General features: G+C 40.2%; 29 protein-coding genes and 2 pseudogenes. 13 read left to right on the forward strand and 18 right to left on the reverse strand.

The genetic code is table 11. The features are described 5' to 3' along the window. Positions 1-4: 4 nt before the first annotated feature. Positions 5-796, forward strand: a complete 792-nt coding sequence (locus tag ACGTJS_RS07495) for a ferredoxin--NADP reductase (RefSeq protein ID WP_410471616.1) — start codon at positions 5-7, stop codon at positions 794-796. A gap of 109 nt (positions 797-905) precedes the next feature. Here the strand turns inward: ACGTJS_RS07495 and lon are convergent, their stop codons facing one another. Continuing rightward, positions 906-3,356, reverse strand: a complete 2,451-nt coding sequence (lon, locus tag ACGTJS_RS07500; protein ID WP_410471617.1) for an endopeptidase La — start codon at positions 3,354-3,356, stop codon at positions 906-908. Between the two features lie 221 nt (positions 3,357-3,577). Beyond that, on the reverse strand, positions 3,578-4,171 hold the full coding sequence (locus ACGTJS_RS07505) for a 5-formyltetrahydrofolate cyclo-ligase (protein ID WP_410471618.1): 594 nt from the start codon (positions 4,169-4,171) through the stop codon (positions 3,578-3,580). Between the two features lie 120 nt (positions 4,172-4,291). On the opposite strand from ACGTJS_RS07505, the gene gspF reads away from it, so the two are divergent. The 6 genes from gspF (at position 4,292) to epmA (ending at position 10,004) form a co-directional block, all read left to right on the forward strand. Next, complete coding sequence (gspF, locus tag ACGTJS_RS07510) at positions 4,292-5,494, forward strand: type II secretion system inner membrane protein GspF (RefSeq protein ID WP_315041037.1); 1,203 nt, start codon at positions 4,292-4,294, stop codon at positions 5,492-5,494. A 154-nt stretch (positions 5,495-5,648) separates the two neighbouring features. Continuing rightward, entirely contained in the window at positions 5,649-5,996 is a 348-nt protein-coding gene (locus tag ACGTJS_RS07515; RefSeq protein WP_410471619.1) for a hypothetical protein, read from the forward strand. Between the two features lie 73 nt (positions 5,997-6,069). Next, positions 6,070-6,837 (forward strand): hypothetical protein, encoded by a 768-nt coding sequence (locus tag ACGTJS_RS07520; protein ID WP_410471620.1) that lies wholly within the window; start codon positions 6,070-6,072, stop codon positions 6,835-6,837. A 120-nt stretch (positions 6,838-6,957) separates the two neighbouring features. Next, positions 6,958-7,488 carry an inorganic diphosphatase gene (locus tag ACGTJS_RS07525; RefSeq protein WP_410471621.1) on the forward strand — a complete coding sequence of 177 codons (531 nt, stop codon included), beginning with the start codon at positions 6,958-6,960 and terminating at the stop codon, positions 7,486-7,488. 145 nt (positions 7,489-7,633) lie between these two features. Further along, positions 7,634-9,004: a 3-deoxy-D-manno-octulosonic acid transferase gene (locus ACGTJS_RS07530; RefSeq protein WP_410471622.1), complete on the forward strand. Its 1,371-nt coding sequence runs from the start codon at positions 7,634-7,636 to the stop codon at positions 9,002-9,004. 37 nt (positions 9,005-9,041) lie between these two features. Beyond that, positions 9,042-10,004, forward strand: coding sequence for an EF-P lysine aminoacylase EpmA (epmA, locus tag ACGTJS_RS07535; RefSeq protein WP_410471623.1), 963 nt, complete (start codon positions 9,042-9,044; stop codon positions 10,002-10,004). Between the two features lie 99 nt (positions 10,005-10,103). On the opposite strand, the gene ACGTJS_RS07540 is transcribed toward epmA, so the two are convergent. From ACGTJS_RS07540 to ACGTJS_RS07565, 6 genes are all read right to left on the reverse strand, one after another. Then, complete coding sequence (locus ACGTJS_RS07540; protein WP_410471624.1) at positions 10,104-10,793, reverse strand: hypothetical protein; 690 nt, start codon at positions 10,791-10,793, stop codon at positions 10,104-10,106. 2 nt (positions 10,794-10,795) lie between these two features. Continuing rightward, entirely contained in the window at positions 10,796-11,263 is a 468-nt protein-coding gene (locus ACGTJS_RS07545; protein WP_315041055.1) for a YaiI/YqxD family protein, read from the reverse strand. Then, positions 11,264-11,593 carry a TIGR01244 family sulfur transferase gene (locus ACGTJS_RS07550; protein WP_315041056.1) on the reverse strand — a complete coding sequence of 110 codons (330 nt, stop codon included), beginning with the start codon at positions 11,591-11,593 and terminating at the stop codon, positions 11,264-11,266. Positions 11,594-11,687: 94 nt separating this feature from the next. After that, complete coding sequence (locus tag ACGTJS_RS07555; protein WP_410471625.1) at positions 11,688-11,852, reverse strand: hypothetical protein; 165 nt, start codon at positions 11,850-11,852, stop codon at positions 11,688-11,690. A 215-nt stretch (positions 11,853-12,067) separates the two neighbouring features. Next, positions 12,068-13,198 (reverse strand): extracellular solute-binding protein, encoded by a 1,131-nt coding sequence (locus tag ACGTJS_RS07560; protein WP_410471626.1) that lies wholly within the window; start codon positions 13,196-13,198, stop codon positions 12,068-12,070. 179 nt (positions 13,199-13,377) lie between these two features. Further along, positions 13,378-14,037 (reverse strand): alpha/beta fold hydrolase, encoded by a 660-nt coding sequence (locus tag ACGTJS_RS07565; protein WP_410471627.1) that lies wholly within the window; start codon positions 14,035-14,037, stop codon positions 13,378-13,380. Between the two features lie 83 nt (positions 14,038-14,120). Between ACGTJS_RS07565 and ACGTJS_RS07570 the strand changes: the two genes are divergently transcribed. The 3 genes and pseudogenes from ACGTJS_RS07570 (at position 14,121) to ACGTJS_RS07580 (ending at position 16,296) form a co-directional block, all read left to right on the forward strand. Further along, a complete protein-coding gene (locus ACGTJS_RS07570) occupies positions 14,121-14,327 on the forward strand; it encodes a hypothetical protein (RefSeq protein ID WP_315041062.1) in 207 nt (68 codons plus the stop codon). Further along, entirely contained in the window at positions 14,288-14,596 is a 309-nt protein-coding gene (locus tag ACGTJS_RS07575) for a rhomboid family intramembrane serine protease (protein ID WP_410471628.1), read from the forward strand. The genes ACGTJS_RS07570 and ACGTJS_RS07575 overlap by 40 nt, the downstream gene beginning before the upstream one ends. A 170-nt stretch (positions 14,597-14,766) precedes the next feature. Then, positions 14,767-16,296 (forward strand): annotated as a pseudogene (locus ACGTJS_RS07580) (fumarate hydratase). A gap of 112 nt (positions 16,297-16,408) precedes the next feature. Here ACGTJS_RS07580 and ACGTJS_RS07585 read toward each other — a convergent pair. From ACGTJS_RS07585 to ACGTJS_RS07630, 10 genes and pseudogenes are all read right to left on the reverse strand, one after another. Continuing rightward, the gene (locus ACGTJS_RS07585; protein WP_410471629.1) at positions 16,409-17,083 is read right to left on the reverse strand and encodes an alpha/beta hydrolase; all 675 of its coding nucleotides are present in this window, start codon (positions 17,081-17,083) and stop codon (positions 16,409-16,411) included. 108 nt (positions 17,084-17,191) lie between these two features. Beyond that, positions 17,192-17,870: pseudogene (locus ACGTJS_RS07590) on the reverse strand (IS1595 family transposase). 125 nt (positions 17,871-17,995) lie between these two features. Beyond that, entirely contained in the window at positions 17,996-18,883 is an 888-nt protein-coding gene (accD, locus tag ACGTJS_RS07595; protein WP_410471630.1) for an acetyl-CoA carboxylase, carboxyltransferase subunit beta, read from the reverse strand. 125 nt (positions 18,884-19,008) lie between these two features. Next, complete coding sequence (trpA, locus tag ACGTJS_RS07600) at positions 19,009-19,824, reverse strand: tryptophan synthase subunit alpha (protein ID WP_410471631.1); 816 nt, start codon at positions 19,822-19,824, stop codon at positions 19,009-19,011. Between the two features lie 31 nt (positions 19,825-19,855). Continuing rightward, positions 19,856-20,785: a hypothetical protein gene (locus ACGTJS_RS07605; protein ID WP_410471632.1), complete on the reverse strand. Its 930-nt coding sequence runs from the start codon at positions 20,783-20,785 to the stop codon at positions 19,856-19,858. 60 nt (positions 20,786-20,845) lie between these two features. Continuing rightward, positions 20,846-22,075 (reverse strand): tryptophan synthase subunit beta, encoded by a 1,230-nt coding sequence (gene trpB / locus ACGTJS_RS07610; RefSeq protein WP_410471633.1) that lies wholly within the window; start codon positions 22,073-22,075, stop codon positions 20,846-20,848. A 71-nt stretch (positions 22,076-22,146) separates the two neighbouring features. Beyond that, positions 22,147-22,899, reverse strand: a complete 753-nt coding sequence (locus ACGTJS_RS07615; protein WP_410471634.1) for an SDR family NAD(P)-dependent oxidoreductase — start codon at positions 22,897-22,899, stop codon at positions 22,147-22,149. 88 nt (positions 22,900-22,987) lie between these two features. Next, positions 22,988-23,224, reverse strand: coding sequence for a hypothetical protein (locus tag ACGTJS_RS07620; protein WP_315042817.1), 237 nt, complete (start codon positions 23,222-23,224; stop codon positions 22,988-22,990). Positions 23,225-23,340: 116 nt separating this feature from the next. Continuing rightward, positions 23,341-23,979, reverse strand: coding sequence for a phosphoribosylanthranilate isomerase (locus ACGTJS_RS07625; protein WP_410471635.1), 639 nt, complete (start codon positions 23,977-23,979; stop codon positions 23,341-23,343). A 154-nt stretch (positions 23,980-24,133) separates the two neighbouring features. Next, positions 24,134-24,367, reverse strand: coding sequence for a DUF2892 domain-containing protein (locus ACGTJS_RS07630; protein ID WP_410471636.1), 234 nt, complete (start codon positions 24,365-24,367; stop codon positions 24,134-24,136). Between the two features lie 217 nt (positions 24,368-24,584). Here ACGTJS_RS07630 and ACGTJS_RS07635 point away from each other — a divergent pair, with 217 nt between their 5' ends. The 3 genes from ACGTJS_RS07635 (at position 24,585) to dut (ending at position 25,748) form a co-directional block, all read left to right on the forward strand. Next, positions 24,585-24,830, forward strand: a complete 246-nt coding sequence (locus ACGTJS_RS07635) for a hypothetical protein (RefSeq protein ID WP_315042812.1) — start codon at positions 24,585-24,587, stop codon at positions 24,828-24,830. 8 nt (positions 24,831-24,838) lie between these two features. After that, a complete protein-coding gene (locus tag ACGTJS_RS07640; RefSeq protein ID WP_410471637.1) occupies positions 24,839-25,198 on the forward strand; it encodes a PIN domain-containing protein in 360 nt (119 codons plus the stop codon). An 88-nt stretch (positions 25,199-25,286) separates the two neighbouring features. After that, the gene (gene dut, locus ACGTJS_RS07645; RefSeq protein WP_410471638.1) at positions 25,287-25,748 is read left to right on the forward strand and encodes a dUTP diphosphatase; all 462 of its coding nucleotides are present in this window, start codon (positions 25,287-25,289) and stop codon (positions 25,746-25,748) included. Positions 25,749-25,765 lie beyond the last annotated feature (17 nt).

The raw sequence follows: 25,765 nt of genomic DNA on the forward strand, positions 1-25,765 counted from the left end.
AATCATGTCAGATAGCAATGCTGTACCAGTTGCCGTTACCGAAATTCAGCAATGGGCGGATACCTTGTTTAGTTTTAAAATTGAACGCCCAAATGGTTTTAAATTTACTGCAGGGCAGTTTGTGCGATTGGGCTTAAAGCCAACAGATATCACTGCCTTACAAAGCGATGATGATGAAACGATTTTTCGTGCCTATTCGGTGGTGTCATCGCCTTATGATGAGTTTGTAGAATTTTTTTCGGTGGTTATTCCTGATGGGGCTTTTACGTCCAAGTTAAAATTTTTACAAGTGGGCGACAAACTTCATCTTAACACCACGCCATTTGGTTATTTGACTTTGACAAGATATCAAAAACCTTTGCCAAAAGATTTGTGGTTGCTTGCCACAGGAACAGGGCTTGCCCCATTTTTATCCATTTTAAAAACGTTAGAAGTTTGGCAAAATTACCAACAAATTTACCTTGTTTATAGTACAAGAACCAAACAAGAGTTGGCTTATGTTGATAAAATTAATCAATTAAAATCGATTTATGGTGAAGATGGGGCGGATTTTAGCTTTGTGCCGATTGTTACTCGTGATAAAGATTTTGACGGTTTAACAGACCGTTTACCAAAATTGATAGCAAACGGCGAATTAGAACATTTTGTCAAAGCAAAATTTGATGTCAATACCAGTCAAATCATGCTATGTGGCAATCCGCAAATGGTAGAAGACACCAAAGAGGCGTTAAAACAGCGTGGTTTAACCATGAATCGACGAGGCGAGGGCAATATTGCGGTGGAAAATTATTGGTAAAATTGGGTTTTTGCAGAAAATAAAAAAGGGTTTAACTGTTAAACCCCTTTTTTTAAAACCTGTAAAATTTTACTGCGTAATGTTGTGAATACAGGTTCTAAATGTTCAATCAATTTTTTAACAAACTTTCGGTATTATCCATCCGTAAGTTTTGCGGTTTTAATGGCATGGGTGGCGTGACAAAACTTGCTTTAAACACTTCATCAATCGTTTCCACAGGTTGAATGGTCAAGCCGTCTTTCACATTATCAGGAATATCCACTAAATCTCGCTCGTTGGCTTTTGGAATCAACACATGACGGATACCACCACGATGTGCGGCAAGCAATTTTTCTTTTAAACCACCAATGCGTAACACCTTACCACGCAAGGTAACTTCGCCTGTCATCGCAATATCTGGGCGAATGGCAATGCCTGTCAAAGCCGATGCCAATGCCGTTGTCAAGGCAATCCCAGCCGATGGGCCGTTTTTTGGCGTTGCCCCTTCTGGAATATGCACATGAATGTCATGCTCTTTAAAGCTATCATAACTAATGCCAAGCGTTTCGCCACGAGAACGCACCACTGTCATAGCCGCACGAATGGACTCTTTCATCACATCGCCAAGCGACCCTGTAAAACTCAAATCGCCCTTGCCTTGCATGGCGACAGCTTCAATCGTCAGTAATTCACCGCCAACTTGCGTCCACGCCAAGCCTGTAATGCGACCGATTTCTGGCTCTTGCTCCGCCAATCCAAAATCGTACTGTTGCACACCAAGATAATCGTTGATATTTTTACTATCAACTATTGTTGAGTTTTTTGCTCTAGTTGGTTTGCGTTTAGTCGGCTTTTGCGTTTCTACATTGGTTTTAAGCACTTTACGCGCGATTTTGTTAATCTCACGTTCAAGGTTTCGCACCCCTGCTTCTCGTGTGTAGCGTTGCACAATCGCTTGAATTGCATCGGTAGTAATATCCACTTCATTTTCTAACAAACCATTTTGTTTCACTGCTTTTGGCACAAGGTATTTATCGGCAATGTTGATTTTTTCGTCTTCGGTATAGCCAGACAAACGAATGATTTCCATACGGTCAAGCAACGCAGGCGGAATGTCCATGCTGTTGGCAGTACAGATAAACATGACTTGCGACAAATCCAAATCCATGTCCAGATAATGGTCGTTAAAACTGTGGTTTTGCGATGGGTCAAGCACTTCAAGCAAAGCAGATGCAGGGTCGCCACGAAAATCTTGTGCCATTTTGTCAATTTCATCAAGCAAAAATAACGGATTTTTTACGCCAACTTTTGCCAAAGATTGCACGATTTTGCCGGGCATTGCACCGATATAAGTACGTCTATGCCCACGAATTTCCGCTTCATCACGCACACCACCCAACGCCATACGAATAAACTCACGCCCTGTCGCACGAGCGATAGATTCCCCCAAAGACGTTTTACCAACACCCGGCGGGCTAACAAGGCACAAAATTGGGCCTTTCAACGTATCTACACGAGATTGCACCGCCAAAAATTCCAAAATGCGGTCTTTGACATCTTTTAAACCATAATGGTCAGTGTCTAGCACGTCTTGAGCTTTTGGCAAATCAATGCTAACATTGCTGGCTTTTTTCCAAGGCGTGTCCAAAATCCACTCAATATAAGTACGAACAATTGCTGATTCTGATGATGCAGGTGGCATCATTTTGAGTTTGCGAAATTCGTTTTCTGCTTTTTTACGCACGTCTTCTGGCAAGTCGGCTTCTTTTAAGCGTTTTTCAAGTTCGCCATCGTCATCATCAAGCACAGGTTCGCCTGCCTCATCACGCAGATTGCCAAGCTCGGCTTTAATCGCTTTTAATTTTTCGTTTAAAAAATACTCACGTTGGTTATTTTCCATTTGTTGACGAGCTTTCTCATGGATTTCTTGCTCAATGCTTTGCTCCACATCTTGTCTAATTAAATAGTCAATCAAGGTGTCAATATGGGTTGCCAGTGCATTTTTTTCTAAGAAACTTTGTTTGGTTTCTACATCAAGCGACATGCGAGTGGTGATAAAATACAGCAATTCTTCAAGGCTTTCAATGCGTTCGGCAACCTTAAGCAATTCTCTAAAATTACGCAAACGCCCTTCGGCATATTCGGCAAAAAGACTAACAAGTGTTTGTTTATATTCTTGTTGTTGTTTTTTGCTAATGCGGTGTTTAATTGGCTCTTCGCTGATATCCGCCATAAAAACATCGTCATCACAATAAATATCGTCCAACTTGGCACGGTACAAGCCTTCAATCAATACTTTAATGGTAGAACTGTCGCTTTCGTGGGGCATGGTGTTTATCACACGGCAGACTGTACCATATTGATAAAGATTATCATTCTCAATTTCTTCTGACATAGAATCTTTTTGGGCAATAACAAACACATAATTGTCATAGTCGGCTTGGGCGATTTCCACCGCATTGACAGACGCACTGCGACCGACAAAAAGGGCAATTTGCATATGCGGATAGACCACCACATCACGCAAAGCAATCAAAGGCAATGAACGCTGATTGTTAGAAGTTGTTTGTTGTGTCGGCATAATTTTTCCTTATCGTTTTACATCTATCATTTAGTGGCGTTGTTTTTAAAAAATGCAAGGTTTTTTCAACAAACAATTCGTCAAATGCCTTTTAACAAAATTTTTGCAAAAAAATTGTTTAAAAATTATCCAATTCTTCGGAATGTACAAAATTAAAGTCGTGATTGTTCATTTATTTTCCTTTTTTAAAGTTTTTTTATCATTTTTATCTTTATCGTGGGTCAAAAAATCATCAAGCCACTCGGCAACACCGCCATATCCAAGCCGATATCCCACACATTGACGTTTAATTTTTCCACCAATTGAAAATCATACGCCCAGCCGATTTTGACAGGTTTATTTTTGCAATTTGCCAAACTTTTGTCATAAAAACCACCACCCATGCCAAGCCGATTGCCTTTTTTATCCAACGCCACCAATGGCATGATGATGATATCTAATTGTTTTGCTTGAATTTTTTTGCCTTTTGTAGGTTGTCGCATACCGAATGTATGACGCATTAAACGGTTTTTATAAGAATTTTGTTGAGTAATCTTGACAAAAGATAACGGTTTTTTCTCGTGGGTAACAACAGGCAAATAAACTTCAAATCCTTTTAAAAACAAATAATTAACCAAAAACTGTGTCGGCAATTCCCCAAACGCATCAATAAAAACTCCAACTTTTGCTGATTTTTTGTTTAAAAAACGATGTTGTAAATGCGAAAACTGCCGAGTAGCCAAAAAACCAAGTTGTTTTTTTTGTGGTTTTGTTAAAGTAAGACGTTGTTTTCGCAACATTTTTCGTAAAATTTTTTGGTCGGTTGGATTTGTCATATTTTGGTTTAAAAATCAATGTAGAAAAAATAATTTTATCATAAAGTTTTAGCATTTTGGCTTTATTTTGTCGTGTGAAATCGTTAGAATAAGAGTTATTTTTTGATTAAGGCTAAACTTATGCCTGCTTTTCAGTATAAAGCCATTGATACAAACGGAAAAACCGAACAAGGCGTATTAGAAGCGGATTCGGCTCGCCAAATTCGCCAACAATTGCGTGAAAAATCGCTATTACCGATAGAAGTTAATCCAATTGTTAAACAAAATTCTACCAAACGTTTTGGACAAAAAAACGTCAGTGCGTACGATTTGGCGTTAATTACTCGGCAATTATCGGTACTTTTGGCATCGGCAATTCCGATTGAACAAGCCCTAAACGCTGTCGCCAAACAAAGCGAAAAAGCACATATCAAAGCGTTAAATTTGGCGGTTCGCTCCAAAGTTTTGGAAGGTTATAGTCTAGCAAAAGCATTAGACGATGCGGGCAATTTTCCGCCGATTTACACCGCAACCATTTCGGCAGGCGAGCGATCGGGGCATTTGGATTTGATTTTAAATCAGCTTGCCGACTATACCGAAAACCGTTTTGCAATGCAAAAAAAGATACAAGGGGCGTTGGTTTATCCGATTATTTTGCTGATTATGGCGATTGCGGTGGTTGTCGGCTTGATGACGCTGGTTGTGCCAAAAATTGTCAAAGTGTTTGAGCAGTCCGACCAAGCCTTGCCAACCATTACGCAGGTGGTTTTGACCTTGTCCAATCTTTTGACTCAATGGTGGTGGTTACTGATAGCGGTTATTTTTAGTGGATTGATTTTATTAATAAAATTTGTAAAAACAACGGCAGGACGGGCGAGTTTTGATGCGTTGGTGTTACGCTTGCCGATTTTTGGTAAACTTTCTCGCAATTTGAACGCTTCACGGTTTGCCAGTACTTTATCAATTTTGGTGCGGTCTGGCGTGCCGTTGGTGGAAGCATTAAGCATTGGTGGTGCGGTGCTTGGCAACGTGCATATCCGAGATGCAGTGCAAAAAGCCACCGAAAAAGTGGTGGAAGGGGCGAGTTTGTCAAGTCAATTGGAAAAATCCAACTATTTTCCGCCCATGATGGTGCAGATGATAAAAAGTGGCGAAAACTCTGGCGAGCTTGATGCCATGCTGGCTCGCACCGCTGATATGCAACAAAACGAAGCGACCAATATGATAAGCACGTTGCTTGCGTTGCTTGAGCCGTTGATGTTGGTACTAATGGGCGTGATTGTCATGACGATTGTCATGGCGGTGATGTTGCCGATTGTTAATATGAATGATTTGGCGGGATAGTGTTACAATAAAGAAACATTGTTACACTAATTATACAATAAATTACATTTTTTTTTCCTTTTTTGTGTAATATAGTAACTATAAAAGTTCACTTATAAGTTTGATTATTTTTTTAATCAATCTTATATTATTAATTTCATAAAGAGGAAAATGTATGAAAGCATTATTTAGCGTGGCGATTTTAGCAAGTGTAATGGCATTAACAGCTTGCGGTGGTGGTAGTTCTGATAGTTCTGGCAGTAGTAGCAGTATTCAGCCGAATACTCAACCAACGCCAACAACGCCAACTACACCTAGCACTAATCCAACGATTAAAGCTTGTGCAATAGAAGGTACTACAATCACAGGCACAAAAGGCGAAGAATGTACATTTAATAATCCTAAATACAATAAGGGTGCAACGAGTACATTGGAATGCCCTGTAACAGGTGGTGTAAAACTTGGTGGTATCAGTGCTGGCACTAAAATTGAAATTAATGGTATGACATTATTATGTAAATAATTGGCTATTGCCTGCAACAAAAACGGCTTATTTATCTTATAATAAGTCGTTTTTTTATTTTGGTTGACTGGATATGAAACAAAAAATTATTTTTTTTAGTTATTTGCTTGGGGCATTTTTGTTAGGCTCATTATTAACCTTTTTAATCATGACAAAATCACAATTAGACGAAATTGCCAAAATCAAAAACGCTCAACCTAAAAATATCAATGAATTGGTCGCTCCAACATCAAATCAAGCTGTTGAACCTAGCAACATCAATCCAACTGCACAATTAGAACAAACAATTCAACAAAATTCTAACAATAAAACCAATTTTTCTACCCAAGATTTTAATGAACAATCCGCAAAAGCCGTATTAAATAGCATTCCAGACAATCAATTAAATCGCTATGTTGAGCGATTTATGACAGTCAAAGATGCCGAATTGATAAGCGATAAACGCCAATTTGCTAACCGAGCGATTGAAGAATTGTATAAACAAAATGATAATCAGCCTTTAACTGGACAAGTATTGATTTCTACTACACCTCAATTTCCAACGGCATCTATGAATACCAACACATTGCAAAAACGAGAAAAAATTTACGCCCATTTAAATACATTTGGTAAAGTACCGCTTGGCACAAATGTGTTTATCAAATGGACAAATCGCTCTACAGGTGAAGTGTTATTGTTTGAAAAAAAGTTGATTTCTGCGAACAGCGATACCAATTGGGTCAGCTACACACCGCATGATACTTGGCAAACGGGGAGTTATGATATTCGGTTTTATCAGTTTACATCACAGCTTGAGCCTGTTGCACAGCTTAGTTATGATGTTTATCAAGTGGTGGATTAGACATGTCATCATGCCAAAAATGAATAACTTTAGAAAAAAAGCGATACTAGAGAATATCAAAAATTTTTGCTATAATCTACCCACGCTTTTAAACAATCATTTTTTTAAAAAGGAAAAAACATGGCAGATTTTAACCAAATCTTAGATGCAGGTGATGTAGACGGCGGTGTTATCAACGTTGTGATTGAGATTCCAGCAGGTTCAAATAACAAAATTGAGTGGAATCGCAAACTTGGCGTTATGCAACTTGACCGTGTTGAGCCAAAATTATTCGCAAAACCAACCAATTACGGCTTTATCCCACAGACTTTAGACGAAGATGGCGATGAGTTAGACGCTTTGATTATCACTGATGAGCCATTGCCGACTGGTATTTTTATGGAAGCCAAAGTGATTGGCGTGATGAAATTTGTTGATGATGGCGAAGTTGATGACAAGATTGTGGTTGTGCCTGCGGATGACCGTAATAATGGCGATGCAATCAATACCTTAGCTGATTTGCCAGCACAGTTGATTAAACAAATTGAGTTCCATTTTAATCATTATAAAGATTTGAAAAAAGCTGGCACGACCAAAGTTGAAAGTTGGGGCGATATTGAAGAAGCCAAAGCGGTGATTAAAGAATCGCAAGAGCGTTGGAAAAAACAGTAACATTGGACTGAAAAAGCATAATTTTTATTCGGTTTGAAAATAAAAACCCTTAATTAATACAATTAAGGGTTTTTTATTGCTATTTAAACAACTATTTTTTAAAATAGTCGGCTTTAACCCCTTAAAAACCAAAATCAGAACCACTATGCAAACCCCCTTATATTACCGCTTACTCATGGCAATCGCCAAACCCTTATACCAACTAAAATTAAGCACAAAAAAAACCTTGCCAAACGAAACCGCCCAACGCTTTGGCAAATCCTACCCAGCTATTACCATCAACAAGCCGATTATCTGGTGTCATGCCGTATCGCTTGGCGAAACCAACACCGCCGAGCCGATTTTAAAAGGCTTATTGGCAAACAATTACGCCCTTTGGATTACCAATACCACGCACACAGGCTTTGAAAGAGTTGAACAACTGTTTGAAAAAGAGCTTGCCAATGGCGATGTGTATCACAGCTTTGTCCCTGCTGATAAGCAAAATATTGTTGAAAATTTTTTAAATCATGTCAATCCGATTGGGGCATTGTTTATTGAAACCGAGCTTTGGGCGACCACGTTGGCAATCCTTGAACAACGCCAAATCGCCAGTATTTTGGTAAATGGGCGTTTGTCGCAAAAATCGTTTGACGGTTATCAAAAATTTGCCAAATTAAGCGAAAGCATGATGGACAACATCAGTCTAATCATTGCCCAAGACAGCGATTCGGCAAAACGTTTTCGCCAACTGGGTGCGACAAGCGACAAAATCCGTATCGCCAGTTCGCTAAAATGGTCAAGCAAAGCCAATCCATTGATGATTAGCCGAGCAAATAGCCTAAGCAAAGAATGGCAGCTAGACAAACGTACCGTTATTTTATCGGCAAGCACCCATGATGATGAAGAAAGTCAAGTGTTACAAGCTTTGCAAAATTTAACAACAAAATTTGATAATTTGTTGTGGATTATTGTGCCACGCCACCCAGAACGCTTTGATGATGTGGCAATGTTAATTGAAAAAAGCACAGGCAAAACGGCCGCACGCCGTAGCCAAGACCAAAAACCAAGCGAAACTGACAGCGTATTTTTGGCGGATAGTATGGGTGAACTTGGCGTATGGTATGCGTTGGCGGATATGGCATTTGTCGGTGGTTCGCTCGTTAATATCGGTGGGCATAATCCGATTGAGTCGGCAATCGTTGGCAAACCGATAATTATGGGGCAATACACCCAGTCGTGTCAGCAGGTGGTGGACAAACTCAAAAACGTTGGGGCGTTGCAACAAGTTGAAAATAAAGCACAGTTACAACAGGCGATTAAATACTGGCTAAACAATCCTGATAAAGCCAAACAAGCGGGTAGGGCAGGGCAACAGCTTGCCGAGAGTTTTCAAGATGCGACCAATCAGCAGTTGGCAATGATTTTGGATTGTTTGGGCGAAAATGAACAATACCGTATCCAAAATGAAATGCGTCTCATGGATAATGCCCCTGTAGAAAGTAAAAAAATCATTGATGATTTTGAACCAAATTAACTATAATAGTTTATCAACAATTCACGATAAAAACCCTATGACTGACTATCAACCGACCTGTACGCTTGACATGGCTCAAAAACGAGCCAATATTTATGCCAAAATCCGCCAATTTTTTGCCAAACGGGGCGTATTAGAAGTACAAACGCCGACCCTATCGCAAGCGGGCAATACCGACATTTTTTTGCAGTCGGTATCTGCCAATGTTGCCATTTTTGACAAACCCAAAACCTACTACCTACACACATCGCCAGAGTTTGCCATGAAACGCTTACTAGCAACGTGGCAAGTGCCGATTTATCAGATTTGCCCTGTGTTTCGGGATAACGAAATCGGCAGTCGGCATAACGTGGAATTTACCATGCTTGAGTGGTATCGCCCAACGTTTAGCCTTGAGCAACTAACTCACGAGCTAAACGACCTTGTCAGCGAGTTATTTGGCTATCCTGTGATTTTTGACCATTATCGCTATGTTGATGCCTTTATGGATTATGTGAAAATCCACCCATTGAATGCTAGTTGCGACACGCTCAAAGCCATCGCCCAAGATAATGGCATTCACTTTGATATGGAAGACGACCATCAAGGCTGGCTTGATTTATTGTTTAGCCATCTTGTAGAACCCAATCTCGGCAAAGATTTGCCAACGGTGATTTTTGATTACCCTGTTTCCACCGCTTCGCTTGCCAAAACCGCCAAAGACCAAGACGGCAATACTGTTGCCAAACGCTTTGAATTGTATATCAATGGGCTTGAAATTGCCAATGCCTATGATGAATTGGCGGACGGTCAGGCGTTGCGATTGCGGTTTGATAATGATAATTTGGAACGCAAAAAACGGGGCTTGCCGATGATGCCGATTGATGAGCATTTGTTAAATGCGTGCGATAATTTACCGCCTTGTAGTGGCATTGCGGTGGGGCTTGACCGATTGATTATGGCGATTACAGGGGCGACAAAGATTGAAAATGTGATTGCCTTTCCCATTGATAAGGCTTGATTGATGGATAAAGCAATTAAATCCCAATTTGATAAACAACTTAGCCAAGTTTTAGCAAATTTGGCAATTTATGAAAAATCAAAAGCGTTTAAAAAATCTTTAAACCAAACTATCCCAAGCAACGGTTAATTGATTTGCCACTTGGCTAAACGTTTCGGTATCTTGCCCACCGATATAAAAACCATTGGCAACTCCATTATCCCCAAGCGACAACATTACCACCACCGACCAATCACCAATCTCAAAAAAACGCTGGTGCGACTGCTTTAACTCATCAATCTCAACCGCCCCAATCGGCTCATCAGTCAATTTATCAATAATATCGGACGGAATGGTATCACCAATAAAATCAAACACTTGGGCGTAATGTTTTAAACCGCCATTCACCCCATTAAAAATTGCCTGTGCCAACAAAAACTTTGACAAATCCGCCTCATTTATCCAATGTACCTCATCAATATCGCACATATCATGATTTCGGCTCACCATTACAGGCGGATTGCTCTGGTTCAAATCATCTTGATGAATGCCCCAAATCGCCTCACCATCTGGCTCTTTGGCGACAATCACATAATCGCCAAACATTTGCAAAGGCAGGCGTGCAACATGATTGCAAGCCGTATTTAACACATCAAAACCGCCCAATTCACGGTAATAATGAAACAACAAAGCGGGCAATTGTTTGTTAATCTGTTGTTCAGCCGTTTCAATCACAGACACATCAAGGCTTAATGTCGTATCATCACTGACTTGATAAATTTTTTTGATAAGGGCAATGACATTCATCATGATTAATGTATCCATTGGTTTAAAATATTGGCAAAATTTTGTTTATCTTTGTCGCTGTATGGTGCTTGTCCGCCTTGCTGATGTGGCTCTAGCACGCCTGTCGCTCTCATGGTATCCATAAAATCCCTAATATTCAACTTTTGTTTGATATTTTCTTTATCATAAACAAAACCACGAGCTGTAACGACCCTTGCCCCTTTGTCAATGCAGTCGTTGGCAAGTGGAATGTCGCTGGTGATGACGACATCATTTTGACAACAATTGTCGGCAATATAATCATCAGCTTTGTCAAAACCGTCCGCAACCACTTTCATTTGTAACATCGGCAGACGTGGCAAGGCAATCGCACGATTAGCGACAAAAATTGTGGTGGTTTGCGTGCGTTCGGCGGTTTTGATGATGATTTGTTTGGCAATGTTGGGAATTGCGTCCGCATCAATCCAAAGTGTCGGTTTGATTTTTTCGGTCATTTAATCAAGCAAATCTAATTGTTCAGTCGCTTGAAACAAGATATTGCAACGGTTTCCTGTACGACAAAACATAAACACAGGTTTTGGAGCATTGTTAAAAATTTCGGCAAATTCACGGCAGTTTTGCTCGTTAATTTGGCTTGCGACCACAGGTTGAAAATAATATTCCAAACCTGCTTCACGAGCGATTTTTTCAATATCGGCATTTAACGGTTGGTTCGGCTCTTCGTGGTCTGGGCGGTTGTTGATAATGGTTTTAAAACCGTCCGCTTTAATTTGGGCGATATAATCTGGGGTGATTTGGGCTGAAAATACAGTGTTGTTTGGCATTTTGAATGTTCCTATGGTTGATAAATGCTATTGTAACCTAAAATTTTAAAGCGTAAAAACTGAACTATGTTTTTGCTAAATCTATAGTTTTACATCATTTATAGATATATTCTTTTTTAACATAGTTTAGATAGGCTTGATAATCTTTAAAACTGCTAAAATAATTATACTGTTTTACATCGGTTTGTATAAGCGATTGAAATTCTGCTTTTGACATCACCACGAACCGAAAATAACCGTCAGCAGGACTAACCCACATATTAGCAAACGGTTGTTTTTTAACATCATCATAATAAAAATCATCATTAGCAACTGTTAAAGATTTGCTAAGTTTTTGTTTAGCAATTCGCCTAAAATTGCGATTATATTGACGTTTCCATTTTGCTTAGTCGGAATGATTGATACAATGCCAAGCAAAATACAGATTTTTTCTATAAGAGCTAGCCATTTTACTAACCTATAACCTATTTTTTATTAACGATAACCGACTGTTTCCATCATCTCAACCGCCGATTTTTGTTTTTCGCCATATTCGCTGACATTGATTTGACTTGGCTTAAACTCGCCCCAAGACTTTAACAAAGCAGATGTTTCCACCTGTGCATTGAGCGGAAACGTATGGCTAATACTGGCGAACAGACCGATTTGCTCTTTGTCCGCCAACCAGTCAATCAGTTGCAAGGCAAGCTCTGGTTGATGAGCCGTGCGTGGAATCCCAACTGCCAACGCATTGGTATGCACACCGCCATAGCCTGTATTTATCCAAGTTGGCTGAACATTGGTTTTTTTGTGGTTTTGTTGATACTTGACAAAATTTTGGCTATTTACCAAACCAATTTGACATTTGCCACTGTCAATTGCTTGAAAAATAGCGTCATCATTTAACACCACAGGCATGGCAAGGTTTTGTATGTAACCTTTTAACACGTCTTCGGCTTTTTTGTCGCCCAACTGATGAACCAAATCCACCACAAAACTTTGGTTTGGTGCATAAGAACGCTGGCTTAAACATAGTTTTTGATACCATTTTGGTTTTGCCAAATCGGCATAACTGCTGATATTATTTGGCTCAACCACACGGCTATCATACACCGCAAGCCGTCCGTAATAAGTCAAAGCCAACCAATGAGCGTCTGGGTCAATAAAGCGAGCAGGGACTTGGCTCACCGCTTTTTCGGCATTAAACGGCTGTAACAAATTATGCTCAACGCCATGATGAAACACGCCCACATCTTCGGTCAAAATGATGTCCGCTGGGCTGTTATCGCCTTCGGCTTGCAGTTTTGCCAAAATGGACATGGGTTCGTCCTGCACCACATTCACCATCACGCCTGTTTTTTTGCTAAAATTTTCAAAAAAAGGCACAAGATTTTTGCTATCAATGGACGTATAAATCGTCAATAAATTTGCCACAGCAGGGGCAGTCGCCGAAGCGGTACTTGCGGTAACGGATGCGGTATCATTGACCGTACTTGCGATGATGACCGATGTGCTTTGTGGTTTTGGCTGGCTTGCAGGCGTGGACGCAGGTTTTTGTTGAGTTTCGGGTTTTTCAGTTGGATTTGGTGAATCTTGACAAGCACTTAATGCAAAAAAACTTGACAAAACAAGAACTTTTAGCCTTGATTGCCAATTTTTTGAAAAAAGATGAGCGTGAAAACATGGTGAAAACATGGTCAAAATCCAAACCAAATCATACAAAACTTAATATTTTAACATTGATTGACAATGAAAACTATTTTTTTATCAAAAAAAGCTCCAATGTTAATGATAAGTGAAAAGAATCAATCATGAAAAAAATGATTGTGTTGCAAAAAGTAACCGACCTGTTTGGCGACATTGTTGTTAAAAATCATACCTGTATGCGACACAGGCAAAATAATATGGTCGGTTTGATTGGGTAAAATCGTTTCGGATAATAGTACCGTGCCGTCATTTTCATTGGCGTTTTTTGGCAAAACCACTCGCCCAAGACCTGCCGACAAATTCCCTGCAATACTGCCAAGGCTCGTGGTGTTTGGCAAAGGTGCGGTCAAACCGTCCAAGCCATGATGATATGATTGACCGATAAAAGTTGGCAAAATTTTAACAATGCGATTGGCAGAAAGACTGCCATTGTGCGGTGTGCCAAGCGTTACCACACGTGGGACTTGCCAAGTGGGGTAGCGGTGCAAAAAATCACGAATGACCAATCCGCCCAAACTATGCCCAACCAGATACAACGGCTGATTTTGCTCAAACTTTGTCAAAAGCCAATGATTTAATCGTTCGCTGTGGCGATGAATTGGGTGCATCATGCTGTAATAACCAAAAACGTGTGTATCAAAACCTTGCTGTGCGAGCTGATTGGCAAGTGGTTTCATTGCCCAAGCGTGCATATGTAAGCCGTGCAACAAAATTACTGGCGGTAACGAATTGTTTTTCTTCATGTTGTTTTTATTCATCTTTTGTTGATAACCAAAAAACACAGACAATTTGGTAAAAATATTTTAATATGCGTGTTGTTTGTCTTATTATACAGGTTTTTATGTCATTTTTTGCCAAAAATTCCCCAATTGCCATCGGTTTACGCTTGTATCCTTTAACATTGGCTATTATCGCCATTTGTACTTTGCTGTTTATCGTACAAGTTATTACAGGCGTTGATGCAAGTAGCCCAAGCAATAAAGACCTTGTCAAATGGGGGCGAATTTTATGCCGTTTAGCTTGCATAATGAGCCGTACCGATTTGTAACGAGTTTGTTTTTGCACGTTGGTATGATACATTTGATGTTTAATATGTATGCCTTGTTAATGGTCATGGCAATAAATTTGGGCTATGGATTTTTGGTGTCTGGCATTGATAACGCAGGGCATATTGGCGGTGCGATAACAGGGGCGGTGCTTGGGTTGTTATATGTTATTAATGTTAAATTTGCTAAAAACAAGTTAAGTTTTGCTAAATCTTCACCATTTATGTTAATCGGTCAAGGGCTGATTTTGGCAATATTTTCGGCTATTTAGTGGCATTTACATCAAAGTTTAGTTTTACTAATTAATTGATTTTTTACATTTTTGTTTTTGGTAAAAAGTACTAAATTTGCGTAAAATCGCATAGCCTAAAATGGTTTTTTGCGGTAAAATTAGACTGCCTTTTTTATCAACATTTTTTTCACAACATAAGGACTAGCCAAATGACAGTCATCAAAAAAGACGACTTTATCAACTCAATCGCCAATGCCTTTCAATTCATCAGCTATTATCACCCAAAAGATTTTGTGGACGCTGTGTATGAAGCATGGCAAAAAGAAACCAACCCATCTGCCAAAAATGCCATGGGGCAAATTTTGGTAAACAGCCGTATGTCGGCAATGGGACACCGCCCAATTTGCCAAGATACAGGCAGTGCGGTGGTTTTCCTTGACATCGGTATGAACGTGCAATGGGAAACCGACATGACGGTGGAAGACATGGTAAACGAAGGCGTTCGCCGTGCGTATAACAATCCTGAAAATCCATTGCGTGCGTCTATCTTATACGACCCAATTGGCAAACGCCAAAATAGCAAAGACAATACCCCTGCGGTCGTGCATATGAATGTGGTCGCAGGTGATAAAGTGGACGTGATTTGTGCAGCAAAAGGCGGTGGCTCAGAAAACAAAGCCAAATTTGCTATGTTAAATCCATCAGATTCGATTGAAGAATGGATTTTAAAAACCGTGCCACAAATGGGGGCGGGTTGGTGTCCACCGGGTATTTTAGGCATTGGCGTGGGCGGTACGCCTGAAAAAGCCATGATGCTTGCCAAGCGTTCGCTGATGGAACACGTTGATATTCATGAATTACAAGCCAAAGCTGAAAGCGGTGCGGAATTAACCAGCGTTGAGCGTCTGCGTCTGAATATGTACGAAAAAGTAAACGAATTGGGCGTTGGTGCTCAAGGTCTTGGCGGTTTGACAACGGTACTTGATGTTAAAGTACTAGACTTCCCAACCCACGCTGCCAGTAAAGCGGTCGCCATGATTCCAAACTGTGCCGCAACTCGCCATGTTCACTTTACCCTTGACGGCAATGGAGAAGCCGAAATGCCTGTGCCATCATTAAGCGATTGACCAGAAGTTGAGTTCGGCTCGGACGATGTTATTCGTGTGAACGTTAATGAATTAACCAAAGAAAAATTAAGCCAATTTAAAATCGGCGATACGTTGTTGTTAAATGGTAAAATTTTGACAGGTCGTGATGCAGCTCACAAACGCATGGTAGATATGCTGAATAAAGGCGAAGCGTTACCTGTTGAATTGCAAAATCGTTTTATCTATTACGTTGGGCCTGTTGATGCGGTGGGCGATGAAGTGGTCGGTCCTGCTGTCCCTACGACTTCTACTCGTATGGACAAATTCACCGACCAAATCCTTGAGCAAGGCCTAATCGGTATGATTGGTAAATCTGAGCGTAGCCCTGCCACTTGTGAAGTGATTGCCAAACATGGAGCGATTTATCTGATTGCAGTGGGCGGTGCGGCTTATCTTGTGTCAAAAGCGATTAAAGCAGCAAAAACGCTTGCGTTCCCAGAGCTTGGTATGGAAGCGATTTATGAATTTGACGTGGAAGATATGCCTGTAACCGTTGCGGTGGACAATCAAGGCAACAGTATTCACCGTTTTGACAAAGTTGCTGAACGTGCCAAAGAGGTGATTGCCGAGCCTGTGCGTTTTGTGCCTTAATAAAGTAAGGTGGGCAAAGCCCACCCTACAAATGTTATTATCTTTTTATGTTTGGCATAACATAAAAAAGACTTATCAAAATGATAAGTCTTTTTTATTTTGTTCAAAAAAATTACGAACTCATTTTCTCTAATAACGCTTTTAATTCGCCCAATTTGCCATGAAAAAAATGCCCTGTATCATCAACTATTTCAGTGCGAATAGCAAAATTTTCTGCAAAATCCTCTAACGCATTAGGTGCGACTAATTCATCGTTTTCACCATAAATCATAAAGGTTTTGGCAATTGGCAAAGTGATAATTGATGTATCGTGTTTTTCAATAGACGGAGCGATTAAAGCCAAATCCGTCAATTCAAAATCCGCAATACCAAGTGTTTCGCCTTTTTGGGCTAACATTTGTGCCAAACTCATTGCCACATAACCACCAAATGAAAAACCGCCAAGCCATAACTTGCGAGCGGTTGTCTGGGTTGCGACCCATTGTAAAACGGTTAAAGCGTCATTAATTTCGCCTGTCATATCGCCATAGCTACCTGTGGATTTGCCCACGCCACGATAGTTAAATCGCACAACGTGCATACCGATATCACGAGCAAAGCGGTACATGGTGGTTACGATTTTGTTCATCATTGTGCCTTGTCCAAGTGGATTTGGGTGGCATAATAAAGCGATACGCTGTGTGTTTGGGTCTTTTGGGTCATTGTTTTGCCAAAGTACATCAACTTCAATTTGCTGTCCGTTAGGTGCATCAATTAAAAAACTGGTGGCTGGGCTTGCGTTTATCATAAATTTTCCTACTTTTGCTAAATTATTGTAAACTTGTTCTACACAAGATTTTATTAAATTGGAATTTTTAAGTTTAATATAATTTTTTGGGGCTGTACTAGATTAGAGTTAAATTTCACACCATTTTCTCAATATTTTAAGTTGATTAGATGGTGTCCCATAATTAAATCTAAACCTTGCGAAGCAGTGCTTCTCATCTTTAATAAAAAGATGAAAGTTTTCTTTTTTAATACCGTTATATTTTCTAAGAATTCGTTTAGCTTGATTCCAGAAGTTCTCAATACCATTGATGTGATTTAGCTTGTTGCTTTTATCTGCAAACTCTTTTGAATGATTAATTCTAAAGTGCTTAAAATCGCTAACATCAAGCGCATTATAACTTCTATAGCTGTCAGTATAAAAAATGCTGTCAGGCTTGATTTTACTTGTGATAATGGGCATTAACGTGGTTTGTTTAGTGTCTTTGACAACGACGGTATAAACTCTACCATTACGTTTTAAAAGACCAAATACAGCCGTTTTACCGCCTGCACCACGACCACGTTTGCCTTTACGAATATCACCGAAATAGCTTTCATCAAGTTCTATTTCACTGTCAAAAGTTTCGTGAGCTTCAAGGCTAAGATTGTATTCTATCACAAGTCTTATTTTATGGTAAAATAAGGCTGCTGAATTAGGGTGAATTTGGCAGTAAATCAGCTGCTGCTCGAGCAGTAACTTCTAGTACAAAAAATTCAAGTAGTTTTTTCTGTACTTTTTTACTTAATTTACAATGTGTTAGCTTCATATTTTTAGTATAACATGATAGCTAATCTAGTTCAGCCCCAAACAAAAAGCCAAACCCAAAAAAACAAAAAAAGACTTGGCAAAACGGTAAGTCTTTTTTGTCGTTTCGTTTTGTCGTTTCGTTGCCTAAGCCGTTTTTCTATAAAAACTGAGTTTATCCAATAACCGATAAATCGTATCTTTTAACTGCAAACGATGAACCACTTGGTCAACCACGCCATGCTCCGCCAAAAATTCGGCACGTTGAAACGGTTCGTCCAAGACTTCACGCACCGTTTGCTCAATCACACGCTTGCCCGCAAAGCCAATCATCGCCTTTGGCTCGGCAAGATGAATATCGCCAAGCATGGCAAGGCTTGCGGTTACGCCACCGTACACAGGATTGGTTAAAACCACCAAATACGGCACGCCAGCCTGTTTTAACCGTTCAATCACCGCCGATGTGCGAGCCATTTGCATAAGCGACAGCAAGCCTTCTTGCATTCTTGCCCCGCCACTAGCAGGAAAGCAAACAAGCGGTTTTCGCTCTTTTAACGCAGTTTCCCCTGCCAATACAAAACGGTCGCCCACGACAGACCCCATTGAACCGCCCATAAAGGCAAAATCAAACGCACACGCCACCACGTCCAAATCTTTTAACTTACCTTTCATCACAAGCAAGGCTTCGGATTCGCCTGTTTTTTCTTGGGCTTCTGCCATACGGTTTGGGTATGGCTTGCTGTCGCTAAACTGTAGCGGATTGCCTGTGGTAAATTCAAGCCCCAATTCGCTGTCAATGTGGTCAAAAAACCAGTTTAAACGTCTGCGAGCCGTCATCGTCAAATGCTCTTCGCAATGCGGACAAATATGGCTGTTAAACTGAATCACCGTATTTGTGCTGATGGCGTGGCAGTTTGGGCATTTGGTTGATGGCTCGGTTTCGATCGCTGATAGCACTTGTTTGGCTTTTGGTTGCACCGTTGGTAATGGGCGGTTAAGCCAAGTATTCGCCAATTCGTTAGGGGTGTTTGTCATGGGATTTCCTTATTTTTGTAAAATTTGTTTAACAATCTGAATAAGATTTTTAAGAGTACGGTTGTACGCTAAAAACAATACCATTATGCTAACCGATTTTACAAAAAATTACCACCACTAACGCATTAAATTTCATCAATGGCTTGTCGTAACTCGTCCATTTTTGCCAGCAGTTTGGCTTTGGCTTGCTCAATTTTATCCAAATCATCACCCACATCGGCAAAATTTTTGACAAGTTCAGACCCCACAATCACGCCATCAGCAAATTTGGCAACGGCTTTGGCACTTGCTCCGTCCCTAATACCAAAGCCCACACAAATCGGCAAATCCGTATCGGCTTTAATGGCTTGCACTTGCTTACCTACATCGTCCGTGTCTAGCGTGTTTGAACCTGTAACGCCTTTGACCGACACATAATAAATAAAGCCACTGCCGTGCTGTAGCACTTGTTTTCTACGCTCTGGCAGGGTGGTTGGGGCAAGCAAAAAGATTTCGTTCATATTATTTTTGGCAAGTTTTTCGGTAAAATCGCCTGCTTCGTTGGGCGGTAAATCCACCATCAAAATCGCATCAATGCCTGCGTCTGTGCAAAGATTGATAAAATTGTCATAACCGATGATTTCAATGGGGTTTAAATAGCCCATCACCAGTACAGGCGTGGTGGTGTTGGTTTTGCGAAATTGTTTCACCATTGCAATGGCTTGCCTTGTGCTAGTGCCTTTTGCTAATGCTCGCTCGCCAGCCAAAGCGATGGTTTGGCCGTCCGCCATTGGGTCGGAAAAGGGCAAGCCAACTTCAATAATATCCGCTCCGTGTGCGACTAGGTCGTGCAGTAAATCTACGGTAACGGCTGGGTTTGGGTTGCCTGCCATAATGTAGGGGATTAGGGCTTTTTTGTTTTGCTCTTTTAAGGTGGCAAAGGTTGTTTCAATTCGTGTCATTTTAAATTCTCTTTTAGCTCAAAACTGGGAGTTAATCAAATAAGGTCTCTGCAATATTGCTATATTTTTCTGGAAGTAGGCTTAATTCACCAAATCCCAAATTTTCAACACATAGCCCTATACCATTTGCAGTTATAGCCCCATAAAATAAAACAAATCTACCAATAGAATCATCATTTATTCCGTGCATCCTTTGAAGCCAATTTGGAGTTTTTATGCAAAAATCCTTGTAACTTACTTCTTCAAATTCAAGGTAGGTCATCCTAATATTTGCATCAGAAGGATTTTTTCCCAAATGTTTAGTACTTTTTATCCTCCCTATGTATAATTTCTTCTCGTCATCTAACTCATTAATTTTTTTAATATCATTTAATAATTCGCTTAAAGGCAGAATCTGATTAGAGTTCGGCAGATAATATCCTTTCACTAAGTTTCTATCAAAATTTCTACAAATACCGCCTCTTACCGTAGTAATCTTTGATGGTAATTCATACGATTGATTTGTATGCCTATTAATTGTAACATTTGACATTGCACCAAGCTCACCTTCATAATCTTCTTTAGAGTCATCAAGATTATTACCATCGTTTAAATTTGGTTCTTGATTTGTAAAACTATGTACAATGACTAGGTTTTCATTTTCTATTGCTTGTCTGGCTTCTGTTTCATTGTTATAACCAAAAGATTCTCCTTGATTGGATCTATACTCACAATCTATATGATTGTATGAGGGGATATGCTTAAAGTACGCAGGAGTTCCATCTTTTGTAAAACCACTCTGCAATGGACTGCGGGTAAGATTTGTATAACATTTAGGGCAAAATATTGAATTTTGCATCTCATTAACATCGAATTCATCAGAAGTTATTGTTTGACCCTGTGTAATTAAAACTTGTTTATCACCTTTTTTAAAAGACCAGTCTTTTAAAAATAGAGCATAAGGTATTTTTCTTTTCTTCATTCGTAACGCTCTCAATTAAGAGTATAAAGTTTAGTCAATTTGAATTTTACCAACTCAACATCAATCCATCTCAATCCCATCCACGCTCATCACCGTATGCAAATCCTTATCGCCACGCCCAGACACATTAATGATAATCGACTGACTTGGCGACATCGTTTTGGCAAGTTTTAGCCCATACGCCACAGCGTGCGAACTCTCAAGTGCAGGAATAATCCCTTCCACACGAGTAAGTGTACGAAATGCGTCCATCGCCTCATCATCCGTACAGCCAACGTATTGCACACGCCCCACATCTTTTAAAAAGCTGTGTTCTGGACCAACACCAGGATAATCAAGCCCTGCCGAAATCGAATGCGTCTCCAAAATTTGCCCATCATCGTCCGCCATCAAATAAGTGCGATTACCATGCAATACACCCACACGCCCTGCGTTTAGTGGGGCAGAGTGTTTGCCTGTGTCAATGCCAAAGCCTGTCGCCTCCACACCATACAACGCCACATCGGTGTCGTTTAAAAACTCATAAAACAGCCCCATGGCGTTTGAGCCACCGCCCACGCAAGCGACCAATGCGTCAGGACTTCTACCCTCCTTTTCAAGGTGTTGCATTTTGGCTTCACGCCCAATAATTGCCTGAAAATCACGCACCAGCATTGGATAAGGGTGCGGGCCTGCCACCGTGCCAATCACATAATAAGTGCTGTCCACATTGGTTACCCAGTCTCGCATCGCCTCGTTCATCGCATCTTTGAGCGTGCGAGAGCCAGACGTTACAGGCACGACAGTCGCCCCAAGTAGTCGCATACGATACACGTTCATTTTTTGGCGTTCGACATCGTCCGCCCCCATATACACCACGCATTCTAGCCCTAAGCGTGCGGCGATGGTTGCTGTTGCCACACCGTGCTGACCTGCCCCTGTTTCGGCAATGACACGCTTTTTGCCGACCATTTTGGCAAGTAGGGCTTGACCGATGGTGTTATTGACCTTGTGAGCCCCTGTGTGGTTTAAATCTTCTCGTTTTAGGTAGATTTTTGCACCGCCAGTTTCTGCCGTCAAGCGTTTGGCAAAGTATAAAGGCGTAGGTCTGCCAACATAATTAACCAAATCTTCTTGAAATTCTTGCCAAAATTGTGGGTCGGCTTTGGCAGTCATATAAATGCGTTCAAGCTCTTCTAAAGCCATCATCAAGGTTTCGGAGACAAAGCGTCCACCGTGTACGCCAAAATGTCCGCTTGCATCTGGGAATTTTGTAAAATCATTAACGTGGGTTGGGTTTTGTAGGTTCATAGGTTTTCTCTAAATCTCTTTGGTTGGGTATTTTGAATGATAATAATTTTGAACTTTTTATTTTTCCTAAATTACAAATCCTTCACAACTTTTAGCCCCGCAAACGTCTGTGCCGTTGGCATCACTTCAAGCTCATTGATATTAATATGCTCTGGCTGTTCAATCAGCCACGCTACCATATTGGCAATATCGGTCGGCTGAATATATTCCACATTTTCATAAACGGCTTTTGCCTTATCGTCATCACCGTGAAAACGCACATTGCTAAACTCCGTCCCACCGCAAAGCCCTGGTTCAAGATTGGTAACACGCACTTTTTTGCCAACCAAATCCGCTCGCAAATTTAGGCTAAATTGCCGTACAAACGCCTTTGTCGCCCCATACACATTCGCCCCAAAATAAGGGTGCTTGCCAGCTGTTGAGCCAATGTTTATCACATATCCGCTATTTTTGGTGGTAAAAAATGGCAAAATCTCGTGCGTCAAATGAGCCAGGCTGAAGACATTGGTATTTATCATTTGTTCCCAATCATTAAAATCGGCTTTATCAGCACTCTCAAGCCCCAAGGCAAACCCTGCATTATTAATCAGCACATCAAGATTTGCCAAAAGCTCGTTTGGCAAACTTTGTAAGGCGGTTTTGGTGGCAATTTTATCACCCACATCAAAGCAAAGTGGAATAAATCGCTCGCCAAATTCGCCCGCCAGTTCATCAAGTTTGGCTTGTCGTCTGCCTGTGCCAATAACCGTATGACCTTTTGCAATTAAAAGTTCGGCAATGGCACGCCCAAAACCTGATGTTACGCCTGTGATTAAAATGTTCATGGGTTGTCCTTGTTAAATATGTTTCAATATACTAGTACAATAGTATAAACGATTTTTGAAAAATTGCAATTTTAATTTTGGATTAAACTTAAGTCGCTAGATTAAAATGCACCCAAATTGATACGATTAACCAAATGATGAATAAAATTACGTCAATCACTCGTTTATTTGGGCTTTCCATAAAGCCCATACTTACGCTTGCCATAAACATTGCAAACCAGCCATAACCAGCTGTAATCGCACTCAATCCATCAAGTCGATAATTCGGCTGTCCATAACGACCTGCCATCATGACGGATTGTTCAATCCAACAACAATAAGTCATAAAAAGTCATAAAGCCAAACCCTATCATCAAAAGTGATGCACAAAACCATAAAAACCAATGATTATTTTGGCTTTGTGAATCATATCTTTTTAAAGGTTTGCCGATTTCGCTCATCTTAATTGCTAATATTTTTTAAAAACTGTGCCATTTTCCCCAAATCCTTCACGCCTTTACTACTTTCAATGCCACCACTCACATCAACGCCATAAATCGGCAAATCTTTGGTATGTATGACATTCTCTGGCGTTAAACCACCTGCCAAAATAATCGGCAATGGCGAATTTTTGGGCAATTTTTCCCAATCAAACCGCTTGCCAGTCCCACCAAATTTATCGGCATGATACACATCAAGCAAAACGCCACTTGCCCCAAAGTCTTTTAACGCTTGAATTTGGGCTAAAATCGTTTCGCTCGTATCGTCTTCTTTGACACGAATTGCTTTTATCCAGCGTTTACAAATTCTATCCGCCATCAGCTTGCACGCCAAAGCCTGCTCATCGCCATGAAACTGCACCACATCAAACGGCACATGATGAGCCAAATATACCAACTCTTGTTCAGGCATATTCACCACCAACGCCACAATCGTGGTAAAAGCGGGGATATTTTTGGCAAGTTCGCTCGCTTGCTCAACCGTTACATTTCTAGGGCTAGGCTCAAAAAACACCAGTCCAACAGCGTCCACACCCAAATTTACCGCATTTTTAATGTCGTCTGCTTTGGTAAATCCACAAAATTTCACAAAATGGTTCATAATATCATGTTGGTATCGTTAAAGTGTCTATGTTAGCACAATTTTAACAAAACTTATCAAAAAATGTGGTTTTTTCTGCAGTGAATTTTGTGCAATAAAAAACCCAATCTTGCCGACTGGGTTTTAAATCATAAAATACTGCTAAAATGATAATTTAGGCAGTTTTGGTAGTTTCGCTGTCGGTATGCTCGTGATGATGTTTGCAACAGCCACTGGTCACACATTGGTTTTGTTTAAGTTTGGCTTTGGCAGGGCAGTAGCCTGTCGCCCCTGTGATGATTGGTACGAGTGCCAGCAGTTTTGTTTTGGCAGATTTTGATGATTTTAACAATGTCAAACCTGCGATAACACGGGCGATACGTTCTTTGTTGCTTTGATTGGCTTTCATAAAAGCTCCTTTGTCAGAAAAAGTTTTTGTAAATAAATTAAAAAGATAACACAGTTTTGGCTGAAAAAAAAGTGTAATTGGGTGTGGTTTTTGCTACAATTTATTGCTGAGCTGATGGCTATTTTTTGTGAAAGGTTTTGATAGGGTGTTAAACCTTTTGCATATTGGCAAAAATGATTTACAATGTACGTTAATGATTTAAAAAAAGGGGAATTATATGCAAATAGCGACTTATTATAAAGAAAGTTATGATAATATTGGTAAATATATCCATGTGCCAGAAACTTTACAAAACCAACCTGTAGAAGTGCATTTTATACCAAAAATACAGATGATTTTACCCCAACAATCTGAACAGTCATCTTTAAAAAATTTATTGTTAAGTTGGGATACGTTGCCTGATGATTTGCATGATGCCTTTGAGTTTGATGATTTACCAGTTGATGATAAAGCCATTTTTTAGGAAATTTCATGTATTTATTAGACACAAATATTTGTAGTGCTTTAATCAAAAATAACAACCCAAAACTTGTTGAAAAAGTTTTGCAAATAGATGAACGTTTTCTTAAAATTAACTGGGTTGTCGCAAGTGAATTAAAATTTGGTGCATACCATAAACAATCAGAAAAATTAACCAATCGTGCCAATCAATTTTTGGCACAATTTGATATTTTAATGCCAAATGAAACGATTTTTGACAGTTATGCAAAAGTACGAATCCAATTAACAACACAAGGCAATTTAATTGGTGCGAATGATTTGTGGATTGCTTCTCATGCCATTGCCGAAAATTTTATTGTGGTAACAGACAACACGAGAGAATTTTGCTGAGTTAATGATTTAACCGTTGAAAATTGGTTATAACTTTAAAAATTATTTTAAAAATATTTTAATTTTTTTACAATATAAAGGAAACCCCATGCACGTTCAAGTCAAAATTTTAAACCCAAAAATCGGACAAGAGCCAAACTTTCCATTACCAAACCGAGCCACAGACGGCTCAGCAGGCATTGACTTGCGAGCTTGTATTGACGAGCCAATCACCGTCAAAGCAGGTGAAACTGTCCTTGTCAAAACGGGGCTTGCCATCTATATCGCCGACCCAAATTATGTGGGCTTGATTATGCCACGTTCAGGGCTTGGGCATAAACACGGCATCGTGCTTGGCAATCTGACAGGCGTGATTGATGCCGACTATCAAGGCGAGCTGATGGTATCAATTTGGAATCGTAGCCAAACCGATTACATATTACAGCCTGCCGAGCGTATGGCACAGTATTTGGTCGTGCCTGTCATGCGTCCTGAGTTTGATATTGTTGATGATTTTTCTGATATCAGCATCCGTGGCACGGGCGGTTTTGGCTCAAGTGGCACGCATTAACAATCTATCACAAACCA

It is taken from the genome of Faucicola mancuniensis (assembly GCF_046523945.1).
In the GTDB taxonomy this organism is placed as follows: Bacteria; Pseudomonadota; Gammaproteobacteria; order Pseudomonadales; family Moraxellaceae; genus Faucicola; species Faucicola mancuniensis.

Bases quoted from the DNA above. Each gene is read 5' to 3' on its own strand.
- ACGTJS_RS07495 (WP_410471616.1), top strand. From the start codon at position 5: ATGTCAGATAGCAATGCTGTACCAGTTGCCGTTACCGAAATTCAGCAA.
- lon (WP_410471617.1), bottom strand. From the start codon at position 3,356: ATGCCGACACAACAAACAACTTCTAACAATCAGCGTTCATTGCCTTTG.
- ACGTJS_RS07505 (WP_410471618.1), bottom strand. From the start codon at position 4,171: ATGACAAATCCAACCGACCAAAAAATTTTACGAAAAATGTTGCGAAAA.
- gspF (WP_315041037.1), top strand. From the start codon at position 4,292: ATGCCTGCTTTTCAGTATAAAGCCATTGATACAAACGGAAAAACCGAA.
- ACGTJS_RS07515 (WP_410471619.1), top strand. From the start codon at position 5,649: ATGAAAGCATTATTTAGCGTGGCGATTTTAGCAAGTGTAATGGCATTA.
- ACGTJS_RS07520 (WP_410471620.1), top strand. From the start codon at position 6,070: ATGAAACAAAAAATTATTTTTTTTAGTTATTTGCTTGGGGCATTTTTG.
- ACGTJS_RS07525 (WP_410471621.1), top strand. From the start codon at position 6,958: ATGGCAGATTTTAACCAAATCTTAGATGCAGGTGATGTAGACGGCGGT.
- ACGTJS_RS07530 (WP_410471622.1), top strand. From the start codon at position 7,634: ATGCAAACCCCCTTATATTACCGCTTACTCATGGCAATCGCCAAACCC.
- epmA (WP_410471623.1), top strand. From the start codon at position 9,042: ATGACTGACTATCAACCGACCTGTACGCTTGACATGGCTCAAAAACGA.
- ACGTJS_RS07540 (WP_410471624.1), bottom strand. From the start codon at position 10,793: ATGATGAATGTCATTGCCCTTATCAAAAAAATTTATCAAGTCAGTGAT.
- ACGTJS_RS07545 (WP_315041055.1), bottom strand. From the start codon at position 11,263: ATGACCGAAAAAATCAAACCGACACTTTGGATTGATGCGGACGCAATT.
- ACGTJS_RS07550 (WP_315041056.1), bottom strand. From the start codon at position 11,593: ATGCCAAACAACACTGTATTTTCAGCCCAAATCACCCCAGATTATATC.
- ACGTJS_RS07555 (WP_410471625.1), bottom strand. From the start codon at position 11,852: ATGTGGGTTAGTCCTGCTGACGGTTATTTTCGGTTCGTGGTGATGTCA.
- ACGTJS_RS07565 (WP_410471627.1), bottom strand. From the start codon at position 14,037: ATGAATAAAAACAACATGAAGAAAAACAATTCGTTACCGCCAGTAATT.
- ACGTJS_RS07570 (WP_315041062.1), top strand. From the start codon at position 14,121: ATGTCATTTTTTGCCAAAAATTCCCCAATTGCCATCGGTTTACGCTTG.
- ACGTJS_RS07575 (WP_410471628.1), top strand. From the start codon at position 14,288: ATGCCGTTTAGCTTGCATAATGAGCCGTACCGATTTGTAACGAGTTTG.
- ACGTJS_RS07585 (WP_410471629.1), bottom strand. From the start codon at position 17,083: ATGATAAACGCAAGCCCAGCCACCAGTTTTTTAATTGATGCACCTAAC.
- accD (WP_410471630.1), bottom strand. From the start codon at position 18,883: ATGACAAACACCCCTAACGAATTGGCGAATACTTGGCTTAACCGCCCA.
- trpA (WP_410471631.1), bottom strand. From the start codon at position 19,824: ATGACACGAATTGAAACAACCTTTGCCACCTTAAAAGAGCAAAACAAA.
- ACGTJS_RS07605 (WP_410471632.1), bottom strand. From the start codon at position 20,785: ATGAAGAAAAGAAAAATACCTTATGCTCTATTTTTAAAAGACTGGTCT.
- trpB (WP_410471633.1), bottom strand. From the start codon at position 22,075: ATGAACCTACAAAACCCAACCCACGTTAATGATTTTACAAAATTCCCA.
- ACGTJS_RS07615 (WP_410471634.1), bottom strand. From the start codon at position 22,899: ATGAACATTTTAATCACAGGCGTAACATCAGGTTTTGGGCGTGCCATT.
- ACGTJS_RS07620 (WP_315042817.1), bottom strand. From the start codon at position 23,224: ATGACTTATTGTTGTTGGATTGAACAATCCGTCATGATGGCAGGTCGT.
- ACGTJS_RS07625 (WP_410471635.1), bottom strand. From the start codon at position 23,979: ATGAACCATTTTGTGAAATTTTGTGGATTTACCAAAGCAGACGACATT.
- ACGTJS_RS07630 (WP_410471636.1), bottom strand. From the start codon at position 24,367: ATGAAAGCCAATCAAAGCAACAAAGAACGTATCGCCCGTGTTATCGCA.
- ACGTJS_RS07635 (WP_315042812.1), top strand. From the start codon at position 24,585: ATGCAAATAGCGACTTATTATAAAGAAAGTTATGATAATATTGGTAAA.
- ACGTJS_RS07640 (WP_410471637.1), top strand. From the start codon at position 24,839: ATGTATTTATTAGACACAAATATTTGTAGTGCTTTAATCAAAAATAAC.
- dut (WP_410471638.1), top strand. From the start codon at position 25,287: ATGCACGTTCAAGTCAAAATTTTAAACCCAAAAATCGGACAAGAGCCA.